At 70.1% G+C, this 25414-nt stretch carries 24 protein-coding genes; 16 read left to right on the top strand and 8 right to left on the bottom strand.

Annotation, left to right across the window (positions count from 1 at the left end):
• The coding region (locus tag D7X32_RS29580; RefSeq protein WP_120605915.1) for a DUF2293 domain-containing protein at positions 1–672 on the bottom strand (672 nt) is incomplete at its 3' end.
• A gap of 129 nt (positions 673–801) precedes the next feature.
• Between D7X32_RS29580 and rnz the strand changes: the two genes are divergently transcribed.
• Complete coding sequence (gene rnz, locus D7X32_RS29575) at positions 802–1725, top strand: ribonuclease Z (protein WP_120605914.1); 924 nt, start codon at positions 802–804, stop codon at positions 1723–1725.
• 45 nt (positions 1726–1770) lie between these two features.
• Here rnz and D7X32_RS29570 read toward each other — a convergent pair whose 3' ends face one another.
• Positions 1771–2292 carry a hypothetical protein gene (locus D7X32_RS29570; RefSeq protein ID WP_120605913.1) on the bottom strand — a complete coding sequence of 174 codons (522 nt, stop codon included), beginning with the start codon at positions 2290–2292 and terminating at the stop codon, positions 1771–1773.
• A gap of 216 nt (positions 2293–2508) precedes the next feature.
• Here D7X32_RS29570 and D7X32_RS29565 point away from each other — a divergent pair, with 216 nt between their 5' ends.
• The 4 genes from D7X32_RS29565 (at position 2509) to D7X32_RS29550 (ending at position 7591) form a co-directional block, all read left to right on the top strand.
• On the top strand, positions 2509–3282 hold the full coding sequence (locus tag D7X32_RS29565; RefSeq protein ID WP_120605912.1) for a rhomboid family intramembrane serine protease: 774 nt from the start codon (positions 2509–2511) through the stop codon (positions 3280–3282).
• A 124-nt stretch (positions 3283–3406) separates the two neighbouring features.
• Entirely contained in the window at positions 3407–4813 is a 1407-nt protein-coding gene (locus D7X32_RS29560) for an NAD(P)/FAD-dependent oxidoreductase (protein WP_158625783.1), read from the top strand.
• Positions 4814–4922: 109 nt separating this feature from the next.
• Complete coding sequence (locus D7X32_RS29555; protein WP_120605910.1) at positions 4923–5798, top strand: DUF2381 family protein; 876 nt, start codon at positions 4923–4925, stop codon at positions 5796–5798.
• Positions 5795–7591 carry a serine/threonine protein kinase gene (locus tag D7X32_RS29550; protein WP_120605909.1) on the top strand — a complete coding sequence of 599 codons (1797 nt, stop codon included), beginning with the start codon at positions 5795–5797 and terminating at the stop codon, positions 7589–7591. Before D7X32_RS29555 ends, D7X32_RS29550 begins: the two co-directional genes overlap by 4 nt.
• Positions 7592–7620: 29 nt before the next feature.
• On the opposite strand, the gene D7X32_RS29545 is transcribed toward D7X32_RS29550, so the two are convergent.
• Complete coding sequence (locus D7X32_RS29545) at positions 7621–8277, bottom strand: HAD family hydrolase (RefSeq protein WP_439329027.1); 657 nt, start codon at positions 8275–8277, stop codon at positions 7621–7623.
• A 159-nt stretch (positions 8278–8436) separates the two neighbouring features.
• Between D7X32_RS29545 and D7X32_RS29540 the strand changes: the two genes are divergently transcribed.
• Positions 8437–10140 carry an amidohydrolase gene (locus tag D7X32_RS29540; protein WP_439329026.1) on the top strand — a complete coding sequence of 568 codons (1704 nt, stop codon included), beginning with the start codon at positions 8437–8439 and terminating at the stop codon, positions 10138–10140.
• On the opposite strand, the gene D7X32_RS29535 is transcribed toward D7X32_RS29540, so the two are convergent.
• Positions 10141–12159: a hypothetical protein gene (locus tag D7X32_RS29535; protein ID WP_120605907.1), complete on the bottom strand. Its 2019-nt coding sequence runs from the start codon at positions 12157–12159 to the stop codon at positions 10141–10143.
• 124 nt (positions 12160–12283) lie between these two features.
• On the opposite strand from D7X32_RS29535, the gene sitA6 reads away from it, so the two are divergent.
• The 4 genes from sitA6 to D7X32_RS29515 all read left to right on the top strand — a co-directional run bounded on the left by sitA6 (position 12284) and on the right by D7X32_RS29515 (position 16259).
• Positions 12284–12985 carry a SitA6 family polymorphic toxin lipoprotein gene (gene sitA6, locus D7X32_RS29530; protein WP_120605906.1) on the top strand — a complete coding sequence of 234 codons (702 nt, stop codon included), beginning with the start codon at positions 12284–12286 and terminating at the stop codon, positions 12983–12985.
• 3 nt (positions 12986–12988) lie between these two features.
• Positions 12989–13705 (top strand): SitI6 family double-CXXCG motif immunity protein, encoded by a 717-nt coding sequence (sitI6, locus tag D7X32_RS29525; protein WP_120605905.1) that lies wholly within the window; start codon positions 12989–12991, stop codon positions 13703–13705.
• Positions 13706–13740: 35 nt separating this feature from the next.
• On the top strand, positions 13741–14955 hold the full coding sequence (locus tag D7X32_RS29520; protein ID WP_147450314.1) for a DUF6068 family protein: 1215 nt from the start codon (positions 13741–13743) through the stop codon (positions 14953–14955).
• Positions 14956–15017: 62 nt separating this feature from the next.
• Positions 15018–16259 (top strand): DUF6068 family protein, encoded by a 1242-nt coding sequence (locus D7X32_RS29515; protein WP_120605903.1) that lies wholly within the window; start codon positions 15018–15020, stop codon positions 16257–16259.
• 2 nt (positions 16260–16261) lie between these two features.
• On the opposite strand, the gene D7X32_RS29510 is transcribed toward D7X32_RS29515, so the two are convergent.
• Positions 16262–18094 (bottom strand): patatin-like phospholipase family protein, encoded by a 1833-nt coding sequence (locus tag D7X32_RS29510; protein WP_120605902.1) that lies wholly within the window; start codon positions 18092–18094, stop codon positions 16262–16264.
• 171 nt (positions 18095–18265) lie between these two features.
• Between D7X32_RS29510 and D7X32_RS29505 the strand changes: the two genes are divergently transcribed.
• Positions 18266–19162 carry a bestrophin family protein gene (locus D7X32_RS29505; protein WP_120605901.1) on the top strand — a complete coding sequence of 299 codons (897 nt, stop codon included), beginning with the start codon at positions 18266–18268 and terminating at the stop codon, positions 19160–19162.
• The gene (locus D7X32_RS29500) at positions 19143–20540 is read left to right on the top strand and encodes a rhodanese-like domain-containing protein (RefSeq protein ID WP_120605900.1); all 1398 of its coding nucleotides are present in this window, start codon (positions 19143–19145) and stop codon (positions 20538–20540) included. Before D7X32_RS29505 ends, D7X32_RS29500 begins: the two co-directional genes overlap by 20 nt.
• A gap of 62 nt (positions 20541–20602) precedes the next feature.
• On the opposite strand, the gene D7X32_RS29495 is transcribed toward D7X32_RS29500, so the two are convergent.
• Together D7X32_RS29495 and D7X32_RS29490 are read right to left on the bottom strand one after the other, a co-directional pair.
• A complete protein-coding gene (locus D7X32_RS29495; protein ID WP_120605899.1) occupies positions 20603–21049 on the bottom strand; it encodes an organic hydroperoxide resistance protein in 447 nt (148 codons plus the stop codon).
• Positions 21050–21093: 44 nt separating this feature from the next.
• The gene (locus tag D7X32_RS29490; protein ID WP_120605898.1) at positions 21094–21528 is read right to left on the bottom strand and encodes a MarR family winged helix-turn-helix transcriptional regulator; all 435 of its coding nucleotides are present in this window, start codon (positions 21526–21528) and stop codon (positions 21094–21096) included.
• A 121-nt stretch (positions 21529–21649) separates the two neighbouring features.
• Here D7X32_RS29490 and D7X32_RS29485 point away from each other — a divergent pair, with 121 nt between their 5' ends.
• The 4 genes from D7X32_RS29485 to D7X32_RS29470 all read left to right on the top strand — a co-directional run bounded on the left by D7X32_RS29485 (position 21650) and on the right by D7X32_RS29470 (position 24433).
• Complete coding sequence (locus tag D7X32_RS29485; protein WP_120605897.1) at positions 21650–22432, top strand: HipA family kinase; 783 nt, start codon at positions 21650–21652, stop codon at positions 22430–22432.
• Positions 22410–22808, top strand: coding sequence for a DUF3037 domain-containing protein (locus D7X32_RS29480; RefSeq protein ID WP_120605896.1), 399 nt, complete (start codon positions 22410–22412; stop codon positions 22806–22808). Before D7X32_RS29485 ends, D7X32_RS29480 begins: the two co-directional genes overlap by 23 nt.
• A 149-nt stretch (positions 22809–22957) precedes the next feature.
• Positions 22958–23929 (top strand): endonuclease/exonuclease/phosphatase family protein, encoded by a 972-nt coding sequence (locus tag D7X32_RS29475; RefSeq protein WP_120605895.1) that lies wholly within the window; start codon positions 22958–22960, stop codon positions 23927–23929.
• A gap of 111 nt (positions 23930–24040) precedes the next feature.
• A complete protein-coding gene (locus tag D7X32_RS29470) occupies positions 24041–24433 on the top strand; it encodes a DUF488 domain-containing protein (protein ID WP_120605894.1) in 393 nt (130 codons plus the stop codon).
• Between the two features lie 12 nt (positions 24434–24445).
• On the opposite strand, the gene D7X32_RS29465 is transcribed toward D7X32_RS29470, so the two are convergent.
• Positions 24446–25354 carry a J domain-containing protein gene (locus D7X32_RS29465; protein WP_120605893.1) on the bottom strand — a complete coding sequence of 303 codons (909 nt, stop codon included), beginning with the start codon at positions 25352–25354 and terminating at the stop codon, positions 24446–24448.
• Between the last annotated feature and the right edge of the window lie 60 nt (positions 25355–25414).

Here is a 25414-nt window from a genome sequence, read left to right as displayed (position 1 = left end):
GCGCATGAGGGCGGAGCAGAGCGGACACGCGGGCGGGGCGTGGGGGGCGTCCCGGCGGTGCAGGTCCAGGATGGCGCGGGAGATTTCCGCCAGCTCGCGGCGCACCTCGCGGCGGGCGCCCTTCACGCGCTCGATGCGCATGTGGTCGTAGCCGGTGGTCTGGTGGCGCATCCAGGCGATGACGGCGGCCTCCGCGCGCCGCTCGATGGGGATGCGCTCCGTGCGGGCCACGGTGCCGCTGCCCACGGGGGTGGCGTGGCCGGCGACGAGCACGGCCAGGCGCTTGGCGTGGGGGAGCCACGCGGGGCTGAAGGCGAGGAAGCGCAGGACGGCGTTGGCGAAGTCCACCTCGTAGACCTCCTGCTCCTTCGCGCGGCGCTCGCGGCCCTGGGCCAGCTTCTTCGCGTAGGCGGGGGTGGCGCGCTCCTCCTCCAGGACGGCGCGGGCGTGGACGATGTGGGCCTCCGGCGCCCACACGCCCCGGGAGAAGAGCTTGCGGCCCACCTTCTCCACCACGGTCCAGGTGGGGCCGGCGGCCTTCACGCGGCGGGTGAGGCCGGCGTCGCCAGGGGGAAGGAGGGTCCAGCCATCAGGCACGGAGAGGAGGCGGCCGTCCTGGGCACGCACGCGGCGGGGGTCGGCCGTGGGGCCGACCGTCAAGGAATCAGGCATGGGGGCGGGTCCGAAAGGGCCGGCTGCATAGCACGCCCCCTCGCACCCTGGTAAATGCCCCCGGGAACGCGTGCGCCGGGAAGACCCGGCGCGTGCGAGGAGGCCACTCTCGACGTGGGAAGCGCCGGCATGTCCCTACTGAGGCTCACCTTCCTCGGCACCTCCGCCGCGCAGCCCACCCTGCATCGCGGGCTCTCCGGCCTGGCGGTGAAGGCGGACGCGGATCTGCTCTTGTTCGACTGCGGCGAGGGCAGCCAGCGGCAGATGGTGCGCTTTGGCACCGGCTTCACCGTGGACGTGGCGTTCTTCACGCACTTCCACGCGGACCACTACCTGGGGATCATCGGCTTCCTGCGCACGCTGGGCATGACGGGGCGCACGGAGCCCATGCACCTGTACGGGCCGCCCCCGGCGCGCCGGCTGCTGCACCAGGCCGTGCACCTGGGGCTGGAGTCGCTGGCCTTCCCGGTGGAGATCCACGAACTGAAGGACGGGGACGTGGTGCGCCGCGGCGGCTACACCGTGCAGGCGGTGGGCGTGGACCACCGCATCCACGCGCTGGGCTACGTGCTGGCGGAGGACGAGCGTCCGGGGCGCTTCCACCTGGAGAAGGCGCGGGAGCTGGGCGTGCCGGAGGGGCCGTCCTTCGGGAAGCTTCAGCGTGGCGAAGCCGTCACGCTGCCGGATGGGCGCGTGGTGAAGCCGGAGGACGTGCTGGGCATGGCGCGGCCCGGGCGGCGGCTGGTGATTTCCGGCGACACGCGGCCGTGCCCCGCGCTGGTGCAGGCGGCGAAGGACGCCGACCTGCTGGTGCACGAGTCCACCTTCTCCGACGACGAGCAGACGCGCGCCGTGGAGACGCGGCACTCCACCGCGCGGGAGGCGGCACAGGTGGCGAAGGAGGCGGGGGCGAAGCGGCTCATCCTCACCCACCTGTCCAGCCGCCACGACACCGACCCCGGACGGTTGCTCACGCAGGCGCGCGAGGCGTTCAAGGGGCCGGTGGAAGTGGCCTTCGACGGCCTCACCGTGGAGCTGCCGCTGCGCGACTGATGTCGTGCTCGCGCGGGCGGCGGTCCTGGACGGGGGTGGGCGGGACTACTCGATCTTCTTCGCCTCGGCCTTGAGGGCGGAGGCGGCGTCGGGGTCCACCTTCTGGAGCAGCTCCCACTCCAGCTCGGAGTCGCGCCGCATCTGGGAGTTGCCGGCGCCGGCCACGGACTCACCCTGTTCCTTGGTGCGGCCGTCGGTGTTGTCGGCGGCGCGGGACTCGGAGCGGTCCTGGCGGCGGATCTCCACGGCGCACTGGCCGGGGCCGCGCTCGCTGCCGCGCAGGTGGTAGCGCGCGTAGGCCGTGCCCAGGGAGGACGGGGCGCTGGTCATGAGCCACTCCGTCGTCGCCTCGAAGCCATCCTGGCCCTTCATCATGGAGAAGCCCTTGTCCTTGAGGAGGGAGAGGGCCTCCGGCCACACCTCCGCGAGGGGCTTGCGATAGACGTGCCCCATGGCCTTGTCCTCCAGGTACGCCTGCTGCCGGCGAGCGGCACAGCCGCTGAAGGCGAGGGCGAGGACGGACACCACGAGCAGCGCCGAGGCGCGGGACGATTTCGAGGGGGTCATTGCTCCGGACTCCATGAGAGGGAAGACGGTTGCGGAACATCGCCCGGTGCGGGCCTGGAAGCCAAGTCCAGGCCTGTCCGGAAAAGGGGTCACCACCAGCAGGCAACCTTCTTTTGGTAGAGCCCCGCCGCCTGCCGGTGATGCGTCCGGCGCCACACATCCCCGTGCACGAAGGTGTCCGCGGGTGCGACAGCGGGGCCATGCTGGCGAGCGGACATGATTCCCATCAGTGACGACAACCCGACCCTGCGCACCCCGGTGATGACGTACCTCCTGCTCGCGGCCCTGGGGCTCACCTGGGTGTTCTTCCAGGGGGCGGGCTTCAACGTGGTGGCGCTGGCCACCAGCATCTGCGAGCTGGGCATGGTGCCCGGAGAACTCTCCGGCCGCGCGCCACTGGGACAGGCGGTGCCGCTGGGTGATGGGCTCGCGTGCGTCGTGGACCACGACGCCATCAACCGCCTCACGCCGCTCACGTCCATGTTCCTGCACGGCAGCTGGGGGCACCTGCTGGGCAACGTGCTGTTCTTCTGGGTCTTCGGCAACAACATCGAGGACAGCATGGGGCGCTTGCGCTTCCTCGTCTTCTATCTCCTGTGCGGGCTGGTGGCGGCGGCGGCGCACGTGGCGGTGGACCCCACGTCGCCGGTGCCCACGGTGGGCGCGTCGGGCGCCATCGCGGGCGTGCTGGGCGCGTACCTGGTGCTCTACCCGCGCGTGCGGGTGAACATGCTGTTCATCATCTTCATCCTCATCCGCGTCTTCCCCGTCCCCGCGTGGGCCGTGCTGCTGTGGTGGTTCGTGCTTCAGGTCATCACCGGCCTGCCGCAGCTGATGACGCTGCGGCCGGAGGTGTCCGGCGGCGTCGCCGTCTGGGCGCACATCGGCGGGTTCGTGGCGGGCATGGTGCTGATCAAGCTCTTCGAGAACCCGCGCTACACGTCGCAGCGCACGACGTGGCGGCACCGGATGCACCCGAACCACCCTTGAGCCCGGAAGAGCCCGGCGCCTGCCCGGCGGGCGGGAAGGCAGACGCCGGATGGCCGGGGGTGCGGACACGAAGGAGCGCCCCGACATTGGAGGGTGGTGTTCTTCGCGTCGTGAGGAGGCGTGCATGGGGGCGGACCCGAAGTCGGCAGGGCTGTGCGTGGAGGCGCCGCCGCCTCGCAAGCGGGTGTTCATCCTGGGAGGCGGCTTCGCGGGGATGTACGCGGCGCTGCACCTGGAGCGGCGGCTGGGCAAGCGGGACGACGTGGAGGTGACGCTCGTCAGCCGCGACAACTTCTTCCTCTTCACGCCCATGCTCCACGAGGTGGCCGCGAGCGACGTGAACGCGAGCGCCATCGTCATCTCGCTGCGCAAGCTGCTGCCGCGCCTGACGTTCGTGGAGGGCGACGTCAGCGGGCTGGACCTGGAGGCGAAGAAGGTCACGGTGGCGCACGGCGGGCTGGACGGCCACAGCCACACGCTGGCGTACGACTACCTGGTGCTGGCCCTGGGCTCGGAGACGAACTTCTTCGGCAAGCCGGGCCCGCGCGACTACACGCTGACCATGAAGACGCTGGGCGACGCGATGCTGCTGCGCAACTGCCTCATCGACCGGCTGGAGGAGGCGGACACGGACTGCGTGACGGCGGGCAGGCGCGACGCCATCGTCACCTTCGTGGTGGTGGGCGGCGGCTTCGCGGGCGTGGAGACGGCGGGCGCCATCAATGACTTCATCCACGGCGCCCTGCCCTACTACCCGAACATCCAGCACGCCAACGTGCGCGTGATGCTGGTGCACGGCGGCAAGGAGGTGCTGCCGGAGCTGGGCGAGGACCTGGGCGCGTACGCGCGCAAGAAGCTCATCGAGCACGGCGTGGAGGTGCGCACCGGCGTCCACGTGAAGGACGTGACGCAGGAGGGCGTGGAGCTGCCGGACGGCACGGTGGTGCCCACCAAGACGGTGGTGTGGACCGCGGGCGTGACGCCGCCGTCCCTGATGGCGACGCTGCCGTGCGAGAAGGAGCGCGGGCGGCTCAAGGTGAACGAGCGCATGGAGGTGCCCGGCTTCCCGGGCGTGTGGGCGCTGGGCGACTGCGCGTCGGTGCCGGACGTCACCAACGGAGGCAAGCCCTGCCCGCCCACCGCGCAGCACGCCCTGCGCCAGGGGCTGGTGGCGGCGCGCAACGTGTGCGCGGCGATGGAGGGCAAGCCGGGCAAGGCGCTCCGCTACAAGATGCTGGGACAGCTGGCGGCGATTGGCCGGCGCTCGGGGGTGGCGCGCATCCTGGGGATGAAGTTCTCCGGAACCTTCGCGTGGGTGCTCTGGCGCACCATCTACCTGTCCAAGCTGCCGAAGCTGGAGACGAAGGTGCGCGTGGCCATGGGCTGGACGCTGGACCTGTTCTTCCGCAAGGACGTGGTGCAGCTCATCGGTCCGCGTGAGTTGGACCAGCTCACGCTGCCGGCCCTGCCGCTCAACAGCCGCCAGCAGGTGCGGCAGGTGCAGGCGCTCCAGCCGCGCACGCAGCACTGAAGCCCCGTCTGGTTCTCAAAGGCCCGGGACGCGGTCTTGGCTGATGAAACGAGCCCCGATGCGCGAACGTCCGCGATGGTAGCGTGCCTCCCCGGGAGGTCATGCACCATTGCTCCAACCTTTGAGATTGGCTCTTCCCCTGGCAATTGCACTCGCGTGGGGAGCGGTCGCGCGGGCCCAGCCGGCCGCGAGGATTCGCGCTGAGCGTCAGCGCTCCGTAACCATCGCCAGTACGCCCGCGGAGCCGCTGCCCGTCGTCCGCGTCGCGCGGGACACCCTGACGCTGCTGTTCTTTCCCTCGCCGATACAAAAGAAGACCCTGACCTTCGACGAGTCCCGGATCCGCGTCCTGGATGCTGGCGAGCGCTCCGTCATCATCCAGCCCGTGGCCAACCTTGGCGACGTTGAGCGTCAGGAGATTGGCGTCTTCTTCGACGATGGCCGAGCACCCGCCCGGGCTGCCTTCGTGCTCGTCACCGACCCGGCCGAAGTGGACTCGCGGATCGACGTGCAGCGTCCGGAGCTTCCGAACACGACCTGTCCGCCCTCGGCTCAAGCCCCTGCTCCGAAGCCGGAAGATTTCGTCCTGCTCGGCTACGTGGATGAACACGGCGTGGCGACGCTCAGCCAGAAGGGCAGGCAGAAGGCCGCGCAGGGACTGACTTGGGGCTCGATTGTCACCTTTCGAGGTACGGGTTGGATTCTGGCGGACGTGCAGATCATGAATGAGCCTGGCCACCCGGTCTGGACACCCCATGAGGCGACGTTCGTGGGACGGCTCGGCGCGCCTCTGCGCGCGAGGCTCGTCGCGAAGAAGCCGGGGCCGATTCCTCCTGGAGAGCGGGGGCGGTTTCTTGTGGTCGTGGAAGCGCCAGCGATGGAGGCGGAACTCATCTTCACCCTGGAGGTAGGCGGGGATGGAGGGCGTCGCCTCACGATTCCAGGCGTTCGATTTCCAAAGCCTTCTGGAGGGGCCACTCCATGAGCGCGACGTTGCTCAACCTGCCTCCTGGTTCGCTGATTGACGGATGGCAGGTGGCCAAGGCACTCGGCGACGGAGGCTTTGCATGCGTCTTCCTTGGCGAGAAGAACGGCAGGCATCGCGCCATCAAGGTGGCTCAGCACCGGGAGTCCAGCGGCGACTTCAAGCAGACCCATGCCCGGACGCTGCGGGAGTTGACCGCGCTGCTCATGCTGGACCATCCGAACATCGTCCGGCCGCAAGGGTATGGCCTCGCGGAGAGCGGGAACCTCTACCTCGCGCTCGACTACGTGGACGGCTGGACGCTCGCGGAGTGGGCCGAACGCAAGCACCCGACCGTCCGCGAAGTCCTCGGCGTCTTCGAGAAGCTCGCTGGCGCGCTGGCGTACATGCACGGCCGGGGCATCCTGCATCGGGACCTGAAGCTGTCCAACGTGCTCATCCGCCAGAGCGACGGCGAGCCGGTCATCATCGACTTCAGTTGCGCGACCTACACGCTCGCCGAAGACCTGACGGGCGGGGGCTTACCCCCGGGCACGGACCGCTATCGCGCGCCCGAGCAGTTCAAGTTCCTGCGCGAGCACAAGGATGAGCGCCGGGCCCGCTACGCCTTCCAGGTCGCCGACGAAATCTTCGCGATCGGCGTCATGCTCCATGAGCTGCTGACCGACCCACGACCGACGGAGCTTCGTCCGCGCTTCGACTTGAACAACCCGGCCCTGCCGCCGCCGCCACCCCGCCGGGTGAATGCGCGAGTTCCGGCGGGGCTGAGCGATCTCGTTGAGAGCATCCTGGCCCGAGACCCCAAGAAGCGTCCGGTCGACACCGAGGCGCTGCGCCGCGAGTTGGCGGAGCTCCGGGCTGACCCTTCCTCCGACTACGATGAGCCAGGGCATCCGCCATCGGAACAGCGCCATGGCGGGCCATCATGCCCGGAGGCGCTGGCGATGCCCTCCATTCCCCAGTCGCGCCAACGGCACGGCGCCCGGGTTGAGCGCGAACGCGACCGGGGCCGATGGCATGGTCTCCTCGCCAGCCTCTTCGCGCTTCTCATCGCCGTGCTCCTCTGGCGTTTCGCCGGGGGCCTTGTCGAGCCGCGCGTTCCCGAGGGTCTGCGCCATCCCGCCATCTCCCATTCCGCACCGCCCGAGCCGGCCCCTCCTGCTATGCCCACCCCCAGCCCCGCACCTGTGACCGCCCCGGGACCGTCAATCGCCGCTGCTCCGAAGGAAGGATCCGCCTTGAAGCCCCTCTCACCCGAAGTTCCACCTCAAGGACGCCCACCCCGCATGCCGAAGAAGGCCATCGCCGCCGTTGAGTGCGCGTCGCTGTCGCTCGTCGCTGCGCTGGCGGCGGGTTGTCCGGGGGCTCAAATCCGGCCCGAGTCCTTCACCTGCCCGGCTGGGGCGGAAGAGGCCATGGACGAGCAGCTCCACTGGAAGCGGGGCGAAAACTTCGCCCTTCAATACGACGACAGCCAGAAGGGGTTTGCATCGGTTTGGTTCACCGCTGGCGCGGAGGTGGTGGGGGTGGTCCCGAAAGGCATCAACGACGACCGTCAAGAGACGGTCGCCCCGCCTGGGACACGCTTCTACGGCAAGGCGTACTACCTCTCCGACAAGATGGGCCGTGCGGATGCGCCAGCGCTCGTCGTCCGGTATGACCGCGTGAAGCTCCCGGGGCAGGCCGATTATCCGATTTGTGTCGTGGTTGAGATGGACGCCTTGGCGTTCAAGGACGGCAAGGTGCAGGCGTACAACATGGGGGTGGGTACCCGTGTGCACCGCTGGCCCTGAGTGGGGCTCAGTCTCGCGGAGCCACGCTGTCAACCGAGCGGCGGCAGGTGGTGCAGCAGCCGCTCCAGGTTCGGCTGGAGTTCGTCCGGCGCGGCGGTGGCCAGTTCCTCGTGGGCGTGCGTGCCCCAGGTGACGGCGTAGGTCTTGAGGCCCGCGGCCTGGCCCGCGCGCAGGTCCAGCGTGGTGTCGCCCACCATCCACAGGCCGCCGGTGCCCAGCGCATTCAGGGCGTGGCGGATGACGTCCGGCGCGGGCTTGTGCGGGAAGCCGTCCGTGCCCTGCACGTGGTGCAGCAGGCCGCCCAGGCCCATCGCGTCCACGAAGCGCCGGGCCATGTCGCCGCGCTTGGTGGTGGCGACGGCGAGCAGGTAGCCGCGCTCGCGCAACGTGCGCAGCACGCGCTCCACGCCGGGGAAGGGCCGGGAGCGACGGTGGAAGTTCAGCGGGTAGTGCTCGCGGTAGGCGAGGCAGAGCGTGGCGGCGTGCTCGGGCGCGAAGCGCGTGTACATGGCCTCCAGCGGCTGGCCGATGAGCGCCCGCACCTCCGCGACGGAGGGCGCCGGCAGGCCGTGGTGCGTGAAGCCGTGAAGGAAGCTGTCGATGATGTCCGGCAGCGAATCCACCAGCGTGCCGTCCAGGTCGAAACAGATGCCGCGAGGGGTCACGGTGCTCACGCGTCCTTCCATACGCCCTCCGCGCGACGTGTGCACGGGTTGCGCGCCGCGTCCTGGTTCACGCCCGCCGTGCAGGCCTCCGGACTGGCCGTCGCGCGGGGCCTGGGTCAGAGTGCCGCGCGCGATGTCCCGGGACGGATGCCCGGGCGAACGGTCATGGCGGGTGCGCGGATGATGCGAGGACGTCTCGGTTGGATGCTGGGGGCGCTGGTCCTGTGGGTGGGCGCGGGCTGCTCGCGGCGCGTGCCGGAGGGAACGCCCGCGGAACAGGCGGTCGCGGACGCGCCCACGGTGTACGTGGCCAAACGCATCCGCACGCTGGATGCCGCGAAGCCGGAGGCCCAGGCGCTCGCCGTGCGCGACGGCAAGGTGCTGGCCGTGGGCACGCGGGAGGAGGTGCTCGCCGCGGCGGGCCCCACCTCGCGCGTGGTGGAGCTGGGTGATGCGACGGTGGTGCCGGGCCTCACCGATTCGCACGGGCACCTGGCGGGGCTGGGACAGGCGCTCGCGGGCGTGCGGCTGGAGGGCACCGCGTCGCTGGAAGAGGTGCGCCAGCGGCTGGAGAAGGCGCCCGCCACCGCCTACCAGGGCGACTGGCTGGTGGGCCAGGGCTGGGACCAGAACGACTGGGACACGCCGCGCTTCCCCACCCTCTTCGACATGGGCGAGCACCTGAAGGACACGCCCGTGGCGCTGTGGCGCATCGACGGGCACGCGCTGTGGCTCAACGGCGCGGCGCTCAAGCGCGCGAACATCACCCGCGACACGAAGGACCCGCAGGGCGGCACCATCCAGCGGCTGCCGGAGGGCGACCCCAGCGGCGTGCTCATCGACAACGCCATGGACCTGGCGCTGAAGGTGCTGCCCCCGCCCACGCAGGAACAGCACGAAGCGCGCATGCGCTCGGCGCTGGAGCACTGCGCGCGAGTGGGACTCACCGGCGTGCATGACGCGGGCATGGACCTGAGGACGTTCCGGCTGTTCCAGGCCTGGGACAAGGCGGGCACCCTGCCCCTGCGCGTCTACGCCATGGCGGATGGCCAGACGGACGACCGCGTGCAGTACCTGAAGGACGGGCCCTTCCAGGGGAAGCTCCTGACGATGCGCGCGGTGAAGCTCACGCTGGACGGCGCGCTGGGCAGCCGGGGCGCGGCGCTGGGCGCGGCCTACAGCGACGAGCCCGGCCACCGCGGCCTGCTGCTCTTGTCACCGGAGGAGTACGCCTCGCGCGTGCACGCCTTCATCGGCCGGGGCTTCCAGGTGGCGACGCATGCGATTGGCGACCGCGCCAACACGCTCCTGCTGGACACGCTGTCACGGGAGCTTTCGGCCACGGGGACGAAGGCCGCGCGCCCCCGCGTGGAGCACGCGCAGATCATGACGGCCGAGGACATCACCCGGCTGGGCGCGAACGGCTTCGTGGCGAGCGTGCAGCCCACGCACGCCACCAGCGACATGCCCTGGGCGGAGAAGCGCGTGGGCCCGGAGCGCATCCAGAACGCCTATGCGTGGCAGAAGCTGAAGGCCGCGGGCGCGGTGCTGGCATTGGGCAGCGACTTCCCGGTGGAGCGGCCGGACGTGCTCGCGGGGCTGTACGCGGCGCGCACGCGGCAGGACGCCAGCGGCCAGCCGCCGGGCGGGTGGCATCCGGATCAGCGCCTGAGCGGTGAAGAGGCGCTGGAGGGCTTCACGGTGGGCGCGGCCTACGCTTCCTTCGCGGAAGACAAGCGCGGCCGGCTGAAGCCGGGCCAGGACGCGGACTTCGTGGCGCTGTCCGTGGATCCGGTGGACGCGCCCCCGGCGGACCTGCTCACCGCGCAGGTCCGGCTGACGGTGGTCGCGGGCCGCGCGGTGTTCCGCGCGGACGCGAAGTAGCTACAGGTCCGCCTCGTAGGAGAGCGACTCGATGCGCTGGTTCGTCTCCGCTTGCAGGCGGGTGCGCTCCTGCTCGAGTCGCTCCAGTTCGCGGCCGATGCTCTCCAGCCGGTCCTCCTGCGCGTTGAGCTTGGTGACGAAGCGCTCCACCAGCTCGCGCTGGGACGCGCCGCTCTTGAGCGAGTCGATGTTGGAGCGGATCCGCTCCTGGTCCTTGAAGAGCTGGGTGCGCTCCTCGTTGAGGCGCTGGACGTCGCGGGTGACCTGCGACAGCTTCTCGCGCATGGCCACCACGTCGCGCAGGGCCTGGGCGACGCGCGGGTCGATGTAGCGCGAGTCGAGGAAGAACGTCACCTCTTCCAGCCCCAGGTTGCCGAGGTAGTACTGGCGGGAGCCCCGGGTGCGCTCGGTGACGATGAGCGTGTCGGTGGTGCTCGGGGCCAGCTCGCGCTTGAAGCGCCAGAAGCCGTCCGTGGTCTCCGCGGGGGCGGCGGTGTCCTTCAGCTCCCAGCCGGTGCGCGGGTGCTCCACGAAGAGCACCTGGGGACGCTTCGCCTTGTTGCGAGCGAGGACCTTGGTGCGGCGCTGGTGGAAGAACTCCACCACCAGGGTGCCGCGGTTGAGCCGCGCGCGGAACACCGGGCCGTCCTCCAGGTCCTCCTCCACGGACACGACGCAGGACAGCTCCACGGCGTAGGGGACGAAGCGCACGTCGTCGGGCTTGAGGGTGTCGAGCATCGCCTCGCCCACGTAGGTCTCGTCCTCGGTGATGGTGACGGGGCCGCCCTCCAGCGTGAGGCCGGTGGTGTTCTTGAACTCGATGCAGGCCATCGGGTTCTTCTCGCGCGTGGTGCGGTTGTAGAGCAGCACGCGGCGGCCCTCGAAGGGGCGGTGCAGGATGGGGACGAGCGCGCTCTGGTTGCGGTGCACGGTGACGGGGCGGTCCACGCCGTACTCGAAGAGGTCGCCCACCTCCTTCGTCAGCGTCGTCACGGCGGTGCTCTGCTCCAGCGTCTCACGCATGCCGCCGCGTCCGCTTCCGCCAATCATCGGGCCGCCCTTGCTGCGCATCCTGCCGGGGGCCGGTGCCGCGGCCATGGGCATGATGCTGGCCGCGGGCGCCATGTCCGCGGCGCCGTAGGAGCTCTCCTCCGATTCCATCAGGGGCTCGGCGGCGCTCTCGTAGGCCTCCTGGGGGATGACGGGCGCGACCCCCGTTTCCGAGCGCACCTCCACGATGGGGCGGCGCATGTAGCGGGGGTTGTAGAGGTCGTGGACGAAGGACACGGGCAGGCCGGCGATGAGCGACAGCTCCACGTCCACCCAGTCCTCGTCGCCGGTGTTGTCCACCAGGGCCCAGCCCTGGAGGAGGGGCGGTTGTCCTTCATCCAGGAGGATGCGGTAGCTGGTCTTCCACACGGGGGACTCCAGCACGTAGCTGACGAACAGCTCGCGCAAGCCCTCTCCGGCGGTGAGGATGGACAGCCGCTTGGAGTCCTTCTTGTACGAGGACATGACGGTGGCCAGGTAGAACTCCAGGTCCTTGCGCACGGCCTCGTCGAGGAACTCCAGCTCGCCCAGCTCCAGCACGTCGAAGGTGCGCAGCGAGGCGCCGACGAACAGCGTGAGGAAGGGGCGCACGACGCTGGCCTCGCCCTGCACGACGGGCAGGGATTCGAGGCCGACGATGGCGCCTTCCACCTGCGCGCCGCCGACGCGGGCGCGAACGCGGGCACCCTTCACCTGGCCGAGCAGCGCGGTGAGGCTGCCGTGTTCGGGGATGCGGATGGTGGCTTCGGAGAGGAGTTGTTCGAGCGGCTTGGTGGAGTCGTAGCTCACGGCGGACACGGAGCCGCCGTTCAAGTCCAGCACGGTCATGGACTTGAGCACGTCGTTCATGTCGCGCGCCTTGAAGTCCAGGTGCGCGGTCTCGTTGCCGGTCACCTTCCCCCGGCGCTCGAAGTAGCCGACGCCGTGCTTGTAGAGGACGACACGGCGGATGGACAGGGGCGAGGGCATGCGCGGGGCTCCGGGTGCGGTGTGGCTGCGGGCCATGGTCTAGCAGCGCCGGGGGATGGGGTTCCACTCCGGGTGGGGGTGGCCTCCCTGGCATGCTCCGCGGCGCGTCATTCCCGGGGGATGCATGCGAGGACTGTGTTGGCTGCTGGTGGGGCTGCTCTGGAGCTGTGCGTCGACGCCCTCTGTTCCGGCGTTTTCGCCGGAGGCCTTCTGGGCGGAGGCGGAGACTGGAAGTGAGTGCGCGGACGGAGACGAGGACCAGTGCGTCGCGCCTTTGTGCGTGGATGGGGCGTGTGCGCTGTTCCGGTGCGAGGACCTGGAACCGGGCCGCGTGGTGCGCACGCGCGGAGCATTTGCGCCGCCGGTGTTCGTGGCTCCGGGAAGCGGACCGCAGCGGACGTGGGGCAGCGCTCAGGGGCTGCCGGGTGATGCGACTCCGGTCATGGTGTTCCGCTGGTACCCGCGCGAGAAGCTGCCCAGCGAGGTGAAGCGGCAGAAGGCCCTGGAGGAGTGGGCGAAGCGGCCCAAGGAGCGGCACCACATCTTCCCGCAGGCGTTCAAGTCACACTTTGACGGCAAGCAGATCGACATCCATCGGTATGTGCTCGCCATTGATGCGGAGCTGCACAGGAGCATCCATCGAGGAGCCAATGGAGGCCCGTGGAACCAGGATTGGTTGCGCTACATCCGGGGGAATGGCCTCAGAGATCCAGCGTCCGCGCACTTCGAACAGGCCTCCTTGCTGATTCAGAAGTACGGTCTCTTTGGCTTGAGCATGACCTACTGGCAGCAGGTGGACCTCGCACCCATTCCGGTGGAGGACTGAACGGTGCGCTACTTCGAATTGACCGAGCCGGAAGACCTGGACAACTTCCACTGGAGTGGGTCGTACCGCGCTGAGCGCCGATGGTACCTGCCCAGCATCCTCTGCCCGCGGTGTGAAGCCTGGGGAGGCATGACGGCCTATCCCTCGGTGGACCTGTCCTCGCTGCCCGAGAAAGATGAACTGAAGAGCGTCTGGCCGCAGACTCGCGAGGAGTATCAACGGCGCGCTGCCCTTGTGCGCCCCTTTGTTCCTCCAGAGATCCAGCTCGAGGCGGGATGCAGGTTCGGTCCCCTGGTGGGCACGGCGATCGGCCGGTTCGGGCCCGTCACCGCCTTGCCTTCGTGGCAGGTCCTCGTGCGTGAGGACACGCTCACCGCGCTCCAAGAGGCAGGGCTGAAAGGCATCATCCCGGTCCGAGCGGAGCTACGGAACCGCCGCACGAAGGAGCTACCGCAATACGAACTGGAAGCGCGCCCCCTGGTGAAGCTGCATCCTGCGTGCATCCAGGACCGGGACCGGGTGCCCACCTGCGATTACTGCGGCCGCCACGGATTCTCGCTTCCACCGGAGCGCTGGCTGCTCGGTGAATCCATCCCTGCGGACCTCGACCTCTTCGGCGTGGACGAGACCACCCGCATCGTCGTCTCCGAGCGCTTCGTAGAGACCGTGAACCGGCTGGGCCCCAGTGACGTGGTCTACCGGGAGATCACCGTGGAGTAGCATCCGGTCCGAGGCAGACAGGGGGTATCCGCCGAATGCAACGACAGTCTTTCCGCCAGGGACTCATCGTGGTGGCCTGGGGGGCGCTGGTCCTGCTCATGGGCTGCGGGACCTCCAAACCGCGGGGCTTCAGCACCGTGACGGAACTCCCCCCGGGAAGCACCTCGGCGCAAGCGCCCACGTCCTGGCAGGACGCACGCGTGGGAGACCGCGTGGAGTATGCCTTCCACTCGTACCGGTCCGGCTCGCGCCGGGGGACCAGTGGTTCGGCGGGCCAGCTCTTCGTGGAGGTCATCGCTGTCCGGCCCCCGTGGGTCTGGCTCTTCATCCGAGTGACCCGAAACGACCGCCAACCGCATCCGCATCCGTTCCTGAGCCACGGCTTCGTGCTGCCCATGCGCATGGGCCAGGTCCCGGTGAATCCCCCCGACCCCATTGAGGGTGGCAGCACCAGCACCACCCGCCTCTGGACCTTCGCTGCCGGTCAGCACTGGATCGCCCGACGGATTGCCCGCGACGACTCTCCGGGGGACGGCCCCACGCAGCACCGGCTCTACGCCACGACTCCCGGGCCGCTCTATCTCACCAACGGGTTGCTCGAGGTCCACTTCGGAGCTTTCGGAGTCAGCATGTCCGCCGGCCATCAGCTCGCGCTCGTGTCGTTCCAGCGAGGCACGGGCACGGTCCAGGGAACACCTCCTGTGATGGGCAACCCCTGGGGACCGGGCACCTGGTACGAGACGCAGGAACGCGCCAGTTGGGGTGACTACCTGAAGCGTGTCTGCCTGGGCGCGGAACAGGGCTATCTGCTGCGCAAGGTCTGGGAAAAACCGCGGGACGAAGTCCGGTGCGATGACTTCCAGGGCGCGGAGGTCCTTGCGTTGGAGGATGCGTTGCTCAACCTCGTCAACAACTCCGTCTACATCCCCACCTGGCCGCCTCGTGACTACGGAGCCCCGCTCCCCAGGTTGGTGCGGGTCCACCTGGGACAAGAGTCCGTGGTGGCATACCTCGAAGAAGCCCCTGATTACCGAAACGGTGGCTCCTCCTGGATGCGGTCCAAGAGCTACCCCATCGACCTGTGGAGTCCCGTGCTCCAGGGGCTCCCCATGGAGGTGCGCTTCGACCGGCTTTCGGAAGGGGTGTACCAGCAAGCAGGGGAAGGAGGACGCAACTACCACTCCGACAGCCGGCTCATCCGTTGGGGTACATGGCTGGAAACCCCTGAGCTGTCGACCAGCACACGTTGAACCCGCTCACGCGGCCACCGTCCACGCGGAGCCACGCGGCGCTCCGTGTATCTAGCGACTCCATGCGACGCCCTCTCTTCCGCGCTCCCTTCCTGCTGTGCTCCGCGCTCCTCTTGAGCACCGGCTGCGAGAGCATGAAGCCCCGTGCCGTCTCCCCCTCCGACGGCACCACCGCCACAGAACAGCCCGACGCCTCCATCCCCCCCCAGGCCTCCGTGCCGGACGCGGGCGTTCCCGATTCCGGAGCCACCGCCACCGCGTCACCGTGGCAGCGCGCCCGCGTGGGCGACCGCGTGGAGTACGCCTTCTCCGCCCACCGCGGCCGCCCCGGCGCGGACACCGGCCTGGGCGTGGCCGGCCATGTCGCACTGGAAGTCGTCGCCGTACAGGCGCCGTGGGCGTGGCTCACCGTCACCTTCACGGATGATCAGGGCAAGCCGCTCCCCCACCCGCGCCTCTCCCAGCCCCTTGTGCTGCCCATGCGCCTGGAAGAGACGCAGCCACGGAAGGAGGAACACCGCGGCCAGCGCTCCACCGAACAGACCACCGCCGCGGGCCGTGCCTGGGACGCGCGCCGCTTCCTGGACGACCGCCGCCCAAGCGACGGGCCCCTCCAGAACCGCCTCTACGCCACCGAGCCCGGACCGCTGTACCTCACCCACGGCCTGCTCGACGCCAGCACCACGCTGTCCGGCTTCGGCGCCAGCGGCAGCCAGCAGCTCACGCTCGTGTCCTTCCGCCAGGGCACCGACGCCACGGGCACCGTGCCCGTGCTCGACCAAGCCTGGGGCCCGGGCACCTGGTACGACGTGCGCCAGGACCTCTCCGGCACGTCCTCCGTGCGCCGCGTCTGCCTGGGCGCCGAGCGCGGCTTCCTCCTTCGCAAGGAGCTGACCGGCCCCACCGGCGACGCCCCGTGCACGGACCTCCAGGACGCCGAAGCCACGCCCCTGGAGGAGGCCCTGCTCAACGCCGTCAGCGAGGCCATCAGCCAGCCGCAGCAGTGGCCCCCCGTCACCGCCGGCACCGCGCCGTCGCGCCGCGAAACCTTCAGCGTCGCCCAGCACCCCATCCCCGCCGTCGTCTTCGAGGCGCCCTCGGGCGAAGGCGCCGAGCGCCGCGTGCAGGTCACCACCTACGCCACCGAACCCTGGGGTGCCGCGCTCCAGGGGCTCGCGGAGGAGGCCCGCTTCGCCCCGCTCGCCGACGCCATCTTCCGCGCCCCGCCGAAGGGCAAGCGCGTGCCCGAGGACGGCACCGCGCTCGCCGGCTGGGGCAAGTGGGTCATCGACGGCGGGAAGTAACCTCAGTCACACGTGCGGCGCGCCGGCTTGTCCGCGCGGCACTGCGCCACGGACGGGAGCGCCTCGCGCACCTCGTCCGCCACCTCCACCACCTGGCGCGCGCACTCCTTCGCCGCCAGCGTGCCCTGGATGTCGAACAGGGACAGCACCTCCGTGCAGCGCTTCTGCAGGGACTCCACGCCCGCCACGAAGAGCGGCTGCATCACCTCCGGCGTGAACGAGTAGCCGCTCGCCGTCGCCAGCCCCGTCTCCGGCTTGAACATCCAGGCGCTGCGCCAGCTGGTCGCCACCTGGTCGAAGCGCGCCGAGCCCATCCACACCGCCTGCCCCGCCCCCGGCCCCAGCGCGGGCGGCTGGAAGCCCGGGCCCTTGCGGCGGCAGAAGTCCTCGGTCGCGCCGCGCAGCGTGCAGACGTTGTACTCGCCCAGCCGGCGCGTCACCGCGAGCAGCTCCGCCTGCTGCACCTCGCCCACGCGCGGCTGCGCCACGAACAGGTCAATGGTGCGCATCAGCACGTTCATCGCGTTCTTCGGATCCGACGCCGGCGACGGGTTCACCCCACCCGTCGAAATCACCAGCACGCGCTCCGCCCCACGCTGCACCGCCTGGAGCAGCGGCAGCCCTGAGCGCACCCCGCCGTCGTAGTACGTCCCCGTGCGGTCGCCCGACGCCGACGGCAGCCGGCCCACCGGGTTCGACAGCACCGGCTCCGCGATGGACGCCACGATGGCGTTCACCATCCCGCCCTTGCGCTGCTTGTCCGACGCGCCTGGCTTGAAGTCCGCCGGGTCCTGGTCGCTCACGCTGAACACGTCGCCCGTCTGGAAATCCACCGACACCGACACCAGCTCCGTGCCGTTGTGCAACATCGCCGGCTGGATGAACTGATCCAGCTTCGAATACACGCCGTCGAACTTCACCAGCCCCCGCGTGTCCTCCGCCAGCCTCCACAGCCACGTGGAGTTCACGCAGTACAGGTCCGACTCCACCGTGCACGTGTAGTTGCCCATCAAGAGCCGCCGCGCGTTCGCCTCCTGGCCCGGCGTGTGGAACAGGTCCACCAGCGAGCTGATGAGCGCGCCCGTGCTCGTGCCCGCCGCCAGGTCGATGCGCGCGTCGCCACACCCCTCCGGCGCGGGCTTGCCCCGGCACTGCTCCAGGATGCCCAACAGCCGCCAGATGGCCCCCGCGCTGAACGCGCCGTTGGCTCCACCGCCGCTCAGCACCACCGCGTTGCTGGGCCGCTGCAAGTCCCTGCGCCACGAGCGCGCCCGCACGTACGCGGCCGCGGACGCCGCGCCCCGCTGGATGCCCTGCGCGAGCACCTCGCGCGTCAGCGGCACCTCCAGCGACTGCTGCAGCGCCGCCAGCGACGGGCCAATGCTCATCGCGTTCGCGAGGAAGCGCTCCGCGTCCACCTCATCTCCGGCCGGCGCCGACACGGAGAAGGACTGCACCGGCAGCGCCACGCCCCACACCGGCGCCTTCACCGTCCGGTCGACGTAGCCCGTGCGCGCGTCGTTCTCATAGCAGGACGCCGTGTCGTTGCCCGCGTGCTGGACGAGGCAGGCCGTCATGTCCAGCACCACCTCCGGAGACGCGCCCAGCGACTCCATCCACGCGCCCGCGCGCGCCGGGTCCACGTAGGCGTCCGTCAACTGCGCGCGCGTCAGCCCCGCCACGCGCTCCACCGCCGGCACCTTGAGCGGCAGGTCCTCCGGCTTCGACGAGTCCGGCGCGTTGAGCGTGTCCAGGAGGATGTCCGTGCGCAGGAAGCTGCAACCACCCGCCGTGGCGGCGAGGAACATCAGCAGGGGCGTGAGGTGACGGCGCATGGGGACGCCTCCTTGACGAGGAAGTGAACGGACCTTCCTCCTCCTTAGCTGAAGCCCCCGACGCCCGGCCATCACCCGAAACGTCAGGCATCCGCAATCTCGCAAAGCACCGCTCGCGACGCGTCGCGGTGCGGTTAGCATGCGCCCCCCGACCCGGAGGATGGACCCCACATGGTTGAGTATGACCCGCATCGCTGGTGGAGCTACTTCCACTACCTGCGCGGTTCGATGGTGAAGGAGATCGTCGGCCGAGTCCTGATGTGCGTCGTCTGGTCCGCCGCCGTGGTGGGTTTCTCACAGGCGGTGCGCAACGTGGGCGTGCCCCCGACGGTGCACACGCTGGCGGGCATCTCGCTGAGCCTCCTGCTCGTGTTCCGCACCAACGCCTCCTATGACCGCTTCTGGGAGGGCCGCAAGCTGTGGGGCGGCATCGTCAACGAGACGCGCAACCTGGCCCGCGCATCAGAGGTCTTCCTGGGCAGGACGCCGCTCTACGACGCGCTGGTGCGCTGGACCGCCGCGTTCCCCTTCGCCAGCGCCGCGTGGCTGCGCGGCCAGCAGCGGCACCTGGGGCCCCACTCGGACGCGCTGCCCCAGGGGGAGGTGGCGGAGGTCCTCAAGGCCCAGCACGTGCCGCTCACCGTGGCCCGGCGCATGACCGCCGTGCTGGACGAGGGCCGCCGGAAGGGCCTCTATCCGGAGTACGTCCAGATGCAGCTGGACCAGAACGTCCAATTGCTCATCGACTACCTGGGAGGTTGTGAGCGCATCCACCGCACGCCCATGCCCTTCGCATACATGGTGCACCTGCGCCGCGCGCTCATTCTCTACTGCTTCACCCTGCCCTTCGCACTGGTGGACACCTTCGGCTGGGTGACAGTGCTGGCCACCTTCGTCGTGGCGTATGTCTTCTTCGGCATCGAGGAGATCGGCGTCGAAATCGAGGACCCCTTCGGCACGGACGACAACGACCTGCCGCTCGACACCATCTGCCAGAACATCCAGAACAACCTGCTGGCGTTCCTGCCAGCCTCTCCGGCGAGCACCCATGACGACTCCGCCACCTGAGCCTTCTGTCCCCGCGAACTCCCTCCTCTTCCAGCTCAAGTGGAAGGCAGAGCTGCGCGCCAGTGGCGCGATGACGCCCCGGGTGCCGGTGCAGTTCGTCGCCGAGCAGGGCCGCGCCATCCGCGTCATCGACATCCGCGACAAGGAGGAGCTCACGGGGATGATGGGCCACATCCCCGCCTCGCTCTGGGTGCCGCTGGACCGAATCGCGGAGGTGTACCAGCAGCTGGGCCCGGACGTGCCCGTGGTGCTCGTTTCCCACAGCGGAAGGCGGGCGGGGCTCGCGGCGCAGTACCTGCACGCGCTGGGCATGCAGTACGTGGCCGCGCTGTCCGGCGGCATGATTGCGTGGCGCACGGCGGGCTACTCCACCAGCCGTCACGCGACCATCTTCGAGCGCGCCCTCACCACGCCCACCTTCACGGCGGAGGAAGGGCCCGCCACGGGGCCGCTGAAGCAGGAGCACATCGAGCGGCACGTGGGCGACCCCAGCCAGGTGCGCTGGGCGCGGCTGTCCGCGCTGCTGATGACGGGGCGGCGCTCATGCGTGGACGGCCGCGACGAGCAGGGCGTCATCGGCACGCCGGGCGGCGACGCGGGCGAGTTCCTCCTGGCGCTGGCCGCCGTGGAGAACATCACCGGCACCGTGTTCGATGACAACACGGTGGAGGAGCTCCTCTTCCAGGAGCTGGAGGTGTTCGGCCGCTTCTACATGCACACGGACACGTCCGCGTGGGGGAGGCTGGTGGCCGCGCTCGCGGCGGATCCGCGCCTGTCCGGCCAGCGCCTGCCGCCCCGGGACGACGAGGAGGCCTGGCACACGTTCGTGGACCACCCGCCCGCGGAGGCGCGGCCCGTGGTGATGGAGCACCTGCTGGAGCCCGCGCACCTGGGCTGCGGCCACCTGAAGCTGATGCTCACGCGGCCCCAGGACTACGGCGTGCGGCCGGACCTGGTGCGCTCGTTCCTGCGCGCGTTCCACGACCTGCGCTGGCAGGGCGTGCCGGAGCTGGAGTTCGTCACGCTCTCCGGCGTGCACGATGAAGCGGCGGTGCTGACGGTGTACGTGGAGGAGGACCTCTGGGACATGACCTCCATCCCGCTGGTGTCTCCGTCCGTGGGGCCCAAGCAGGTGTTCGTCGCGCACCCGCAGGTGGCGGCGAAGCACCGCGACCACTACGTGGAGTTCTTCCGGCGCCTGCCCAGGTGGGTGAAGGTGGAGCCGCACCAGGTGGAGCCGCTGCGCACGGAGATGAACGCCCTCGCCGCCACCCAGCTGGGCCACACGCTCAAGAGCCTGGCCAACGGGCTGCCCATCTTCGAGGCGCGCTTCGAAGGTCCGGAGACGGTGCGCGTCCTGGAGGCGGGCAAGGTGTAGCGAGGGCCCGCGGACGCCGGGTTCCCACGTGAAGGGAGCCCGGATCCGTGCTCGCCTTGGGACTACTCCGCGACGGAGATCTTCACTTCGATGTTGCCGCGCGTGGCGTTGGAGTACGGGCACACCTGGTGGGCGGCGTGCATCAGCTTCTCCGCCTCCTCGCGGGGGACGCCGGGGAGGATGCCCTGGAGCTCCACCGCCAGACCGAAGCCGCCCTCGGGCGTCTTGCCGATGGTGACGGTGGCCTTCACGCCGGCCTTCTCATCCAGCTTCTTGCCGGCCTTGCCCGCGACCAGGCGCAGCGCGCTCTCGAAGCAGGAGGAGAAGCCCGAGGCGAAGAGCTGCTCGGGGTTGGTGGCCGTCGTCTTGCCGGAGCCGCCCAGCTGCTTCGGCATGGCCAGCTCCAGGCCGTCCAGCGGGCTCTCCGGCAGCAGCAGCCGGCCGTTGCGGCCACCGTGCGTGATGGCGGTGGTGGTGTAGAGCTTCTCGGCGATCGTGACCTGGGCCATGGCGTTGCTCCTTCTTCGTGAGTGGATGCTGCGTGTCTCAAGCGCTACTTTGAAATCTTCTCGAACAGCCGCTGGACGTCCTTGCGCAGCCGCGCCAGCTCCTCCAGCGTCAAACCCGTGCGGCAGACGATGGCCTCCGGGATGGACGCGGCCTTGCGGCGCAGGGCCCTTCCCTGCGGGGTGAGCGACACCGTCACCGACCGCGCGTCCTCCGTGGAGCGCTCGCGGCGCACGAAGCCCTGCGTCTCCAGCCGCTTGAGCAGCGGCGTGAGCGTCCCTGAATCCAGGTACAGCTTCTCACCCAGCTCCTTCACCGTCACCCCGTCCGTCTCCCACAGCACCAGCATCACCAGGTACTGCGGATACGTGAGCCCCAGCTTCGCCAGCAGCGGCGTGTAGGCCTGCACCATCGCGCGCGACGCCGCGTAGAGCGGGAAGCACAACTGAAGGTCCAGCCGGAGGAGGTCTTCCGTCGACATGGCGAATATGTAGTGCACAATTGAATTGCGCGCAACTGAATTGGAGGCGCGCTGGGAAGGTGGGCAGGGGTGTGGTACAGCCGCCACCCCCGGAGTGCCCGGGAACTGTCGAGGACGAAGGATGCTCAGGACGGTCATCGCCACGCGCTACGTGACGCCCTTGCGCGAGGGGGGCTCGCTGCCCGCCATCGTGGAGGCGAACGACGCGGGGCTCTATGTCGTGAAGTTCCGGGGGGCGGGCCAGGGCGCCAAGGCGCTCATCGCGGAGCTGCTGGCCGGCGAAATCGCGCGGGTGCTGGGCCTGCGGGTGCCGGAGCTGGTGTTCGTGGAGCTGGACACGTCCCTGGGCCGCAACGAACCGGACAGTGAAATCCGCGAGCTGCTCAAGTCGAGCGCGGGGTTGAACCTGGCGCTGGACTACCTGCCGCGCTCGGTGACGTTCGACCCGCTGGCGGTGCCGGTGCCGGAGGCGCAGGTGGCGTCCGCCATCGTGGCGTTCGACGCGTACGTGACGAACGTGGACCGCACGCCGAAGAACCCCAACCTCCTGGTGTGGCACCGCAACCTCTGGCTCATCGACCACGGGGCGGCGATGTACTTCCACCACTCGTGGGACGGGTGGGAGGAGCGCAGCCAGACGCGGTTCGCGCCCATCAAGGACCACGTGCTCTTGCCGTGGGCGCACGGGCTGGCGGCCGCCGGGGACCTGCTGCGGGAGCGGGTCACGCGGGAGGTGGTGGAGCGCATCGTGGGGTCGATTCCGGAGGCGTGGCTGGGCCAGGAGCCCGCGTTCACGTCCACGTCGGAGCACCGCGCGGCGTATGTGACGTGGCTGATGCGCAGGCTGGAAGCGGCGCCGGCGTTCATCGAGGAGGCGACGCGTGCCCACGCCCAGCTCGTTTGACTACGCCATCATCCGGCTGGTGCCTCGCGTGGAGCGCGAGGAGTTCATCAACGTGGGCGTCGTGCTCTTCTGCGTGCAGCACCGCTTCCTGGGGGCGCGCGTGGAGCTGGATGTCGCGCGGCTGAAGGCGCTGTCGCCGGACGCGGACGTGGAGCTGCTCAGTGGCCACCTGGAGAGCTTCCGCCGCGTGTGCGTGGGCGGGAAGGACGCGGGGCCCATTGGACGGCTGCCGCAGAAGGAGCGCTGGCACTGGCTGGTGGCGCCCCGGAGCACGATGCTCCAGACGGGGCCGGTGCACGCGGGCATCTGCGACGACCCGGACCGCGCGCTGGAGCACCTGCTGGACACGATGGTGCGGGTGAAGCCCGCAGGGTGAGCAGGCAGGCAAGCGTGGGCTTCGTCCGCTTGTTGGCACATCGCGGAAGGCGCGAGCGCATCCCATGGTGAAGAGGGCGGGGAGGCCTGGACGTTCGCGCCAGGACTTCCCATTTTTCACCGTGAGGCATGGGAGGTAGCGACCGGACCATGGAGCCGTCAGCGCTGCGCATCGTCACGTACAACGTCCGCTACTTCGGACACATGCTGAGGGGGCTCGCGAGCACCGTGGGCCCCAAGCGCCGGGTGGCGGCGGCCCTGGCCACCCTGGACCCGCTGCCGGACATCGTGTGCCTCCAGGAGGTGGAGACCTCGTCGCTGCGCAGCAACATCGTCCACCGGCAGACCCGCCCGGGTGAGACGCAGCTGGAAGCCTTCATGGAGCGCGTGGAGGAGACGTTCGCCCTCCAGGGGAGGGAGATGCCCTACGAGGCGTTCTACTTCCGCGCGCACCACTACAAGGTGGGCGAGGTGTCGCTGTACACGACGGGCCTGGCGATGCTCGTCAACACGCGCACGCTCCAGGTGGACCGGCACAACGTGGAGGCGCCGGAGCACATCACGCACCACCACGTGCAGGGCCTCAAGGAACGCAAGCAGAGCCGCATCTGCGCGCACATGCGCGTCATCCGCCGAGGCGACCAGCGCGCGTTCCACATCTTCAACACGCACCTGAGCCTGCCCACGCCGTTCGCCCGCGAGTTCTGGGCCACGCGCGACAAGATGGGCTGCGGCGTGAACCAGCTCCACGAGGCGAAGAAGCTCACGGGCTTCATCGGGCTGCACGCGAAGGAGGAGCCGTTCGTGGTGTGCGGGGACTTCAACTCGCCGCCGTCGTCGCCGGTGTACCGCTACCTCACGGGGGATGCGCACCTGACGTGCGCGCAGGCGGCGGTGGGGCAGATCAACCCGGCCCTGGCCCGCGCGTTCCCCACCGCGGGCTTCATGCACATGCGCATGCACCTGGACCACCTGTTCTCCGGCGGCGGCGTGAGCTGGCTGGACACGGACGAGACGCGGCCCTTCGGAGACCTGACCAGCCGCTTCCACGGCCTGTCAGACCACGTGCCGCTCATCGCGCGCTTCCGGCTGGATGTGCCGGCGCCAGTGCTGGTGACCTGAGCCGGGCCGTTCGCGCTTCCCGGGAGAGAGTCGCCTGACCGCCGCATCCCCGCCGGGTGCTCCCCGCGCGCGCCTCGCGTGGGCAGCATGTCCTTTCGGGGGCTCGCGACGATGATTCGACTCCAGCGTGTCTATGACGAGCACGGCCCGGCTCCTGGGGCGGGGACTCGCTTCCTGGTGGACCGGCTGTGGCCGCGGGGGCTCAAGAAGGCGGACCTCCACCTGGACGGCTGGCCCCGCGAGGTGGGGCCCAGCACGGAGCTGCGGCGGTGGTTCGCCCACGACGTCGCGCGCTGGGACGAGTTCCGGCGCCGGTACACCCGCGAACTGGACGCGCACCACGACACGTGGGAGCCGCTGCTCGAGGCCGCGCGCCAGGGCCGCGTCACCCTGCTCTTCGGTGCCCGCGACACCGAGCACAACAACGCCGTGGTGCTGAAGGACTACCTGGAGGCCCGGCTGAAGCGCCACGCGCGAACGAAGCCGCGGCGCACGGTGCACTGACGCGCGCGACTGTCAGTCCTCGTCGCGCTCCAGCGCCTCCCATGCGTCCAGGATTTCGCGCGTGCGGCGCTCGGCGAGCGCGTGGAACTCCGGCGCCAGGTGGGCCACCTTGTCCGGGTGGTATTGCGCGATGAGCGTGCGGAACGCCTTGCGCGCCTCGTCCTTGGGAGTGCCCCGCTCGATGCCCAGCACCGCCCAGGGGTCCTTCGCCTCGGGCTCGGCCGCGACGGCGCGATGGCCGCGGGGGGGCGTGGCTTCGTCGGCCTGCCATGCGCGCTCCCTGGCGGAGCCCTGGCGGGCTCCGCTGCCCGAGGCCCCGTTGTCACGGGCCCTGGCGGAGCCAGAACGGGCGCCGTCGCGTGCTGACGCATCGTCGCGGGCGCTGGAGCGGCGCCAGGGATCGGCGGACTCCTCCGGCGCTTCGCTGTCGCTCGCGGGCCCGTAGCGGGGTGGCGCTCGTGGCGCCGGTTCGGGGCGGCGGTGGCCGGGGCGCTTCGCCGGGTCGGGCGCGGGGACGCTCGGGGAGAGGCGGCTCAGGGCCTCCTGGAGGAACCACAGGTCTTCACTGGGACTGGCGTGCTTGCGCACCACCGCGCGCGGCTTGCCGCCCTCTAGCAGCACGTAGCCCGTGGCCGCCGCATAGGCGCGCTTCTTGTCCTCCGGGTAGAGCCGGTCGCCCAGGTCCCCCAGCGGGTCCCGCCACATGCCCTCCGTCGTGCCCTCATCCGCCACGATGACCTGGGACAGCACGTGCCCGAACACGTCCTCCAGCGCCGCGAAGGGCTCGCGCGCCTGCGGCGGACGCGTCATCGCCGCGCCATGGCGCACCCCCGCCACCAGCAGCAGCCCCTGCGCCGAGTCCACGAATGCGAAGAGCTTCTCGCGCACCTGCTTGTCGGAGAAGTAGAGAACGGCCTGCACGGTCCTCCCATCCTGGGGAAGCCCCGGCCGTTTCTCAACCGCCGCCGCACGGCCCGCGCC

The sequence above is a fragment of the Corallococcus carmarthensis genome (assembly GCF_003611695.1).
GTDB lineage: Bacteria > Myxococcota > Myxococcia > Myxococcales > Myxococcaceae > Corallococcus > Corallococcus carmarthensis.
Note: the sequence above shows the minus strand (reverse complement) of the source record. Positions and strands in the feature narration are given on the sequence as shown.